Raw genomic sequence first — 1113 nt, 5'->3', positions numbered from 1 at the left:
TGTGAACTCACGCTGAAGCGCAGTTCCTGATTTAACCTTTTACTCCAATCGGTTCCGTAACTCCATCAGTTCGCTTTCAAACACCTCTAAGGGTGTACGGTAGCCGAGGCACTTGCGCGGCGTTGAATTGAGGCGATGGCAAATCGACCTCAAATATCGATTTGTCAGCGCCGTCGGTTCGGTAGATCTGGGGAGATATCGGCGCAACCTGTTGTTCGTATTCTCAACGGTGCCTTTCTGGTAGGGTGCTTGGGGATCACAGAACCATGCGTCCGCACCGATCCCGTCCTTGAGACTCTTCCAGGCGGAGAACTCAGTGCCGCGATCAAAGGTGATCGACTGACGCGCATCAGCGGGCAGGGGAGCGAGGCCGTTAATCAATGCCTCCATGATCGGCTTGGATGTGCGATCCTCATTGCGCATGACGACTGCGTAGCGGCTGACACGCTCGACCAGAGACGTCACGTTCACCTTCCCATGCTCGCGCCGGAACATCATCAGATCGCACTCCCAGTGACCGAACTCAGTGCGCTTTGCAACGTTCTCAGGCCTATAAGACAGGCTCTGCGTATCAAAGATATGCCCACGCTGATGGCGTCGATATCCACGCGGCCTGCGGCGTTTTCGATGCTCGGGCAGGTGGCGATAGAACTGTTCCGCACGGCCATCTTTGGAATAGGCAAACCTGTAAATCGTCTCGTGACTCACACGGATCGGATGGCGCTCAAGCCGCATGCGCCCGGCAATCTGTTCTGGCGACCAGCCTTCTTTGAGCCTGTCCTCAATGGCGGCCTTCAGCTTAGGGTGAACAACCATCTTTCGATGGACCGCACGACGTTGCTCGTACTTATCCTGCGCGACCAAAGCGTGGTAGCCATTGAGTTCGGGGATCTCTTTGTCCGTGTACCGGTTCCGCTTGATGTCGCGGTAGATTGTCGAGGCATCACGGCCTAAGCGATCTGCGATCTCAGCAATTGGCATTTTGGCTTCTAGCCATTCGGCAATCCTACGGCGTTCATCCAAACTCAGGTGAGGGTAACAGCTTCCCATTTGTCATTCTCCATGCAAGGTTCTGTTTTGATACAGAATTTGCACTTCGTTTGTGAATCCACC

At 54.5% G+C, this 1113-nt stretch carries 1 protein-coding gene; it reads right to left on the bottom strand.

The window, feature by feature from the left end; translation table 11 throughout:
• Positions 1–39: 39 nt before the first annotated feature.
• Positions 40–1050 (bottom strand): IS30 family transposase, encoded by a 1011-nt coding sequence (locus tag BCF46_RS19595; RefSeq protein WP_121028470.1) that lies wholly within the window; start codon positions 1048–1050, stop codon positions 40–42.
• Positions 1051–1113: the final 63 nt, after the last annotated feature.

Origin of the sequence: Litoreibacter meonggei (assembly GCF_003663885.1) — a bacterium.
GTDB classification, from domain to species: domain Bacteria; phylum Pseudomonadota; class Alphaproteobacteria; order Rhodobacterales; family Rhodobacteraceae; genus Litoreibacter; species Litoreibacter meonggei.
The sequence above is the reverse complement of the archived record's forward strand: the minus strand, read 5'-3'. Positions and strand labels throughout refer to the sequence as shown.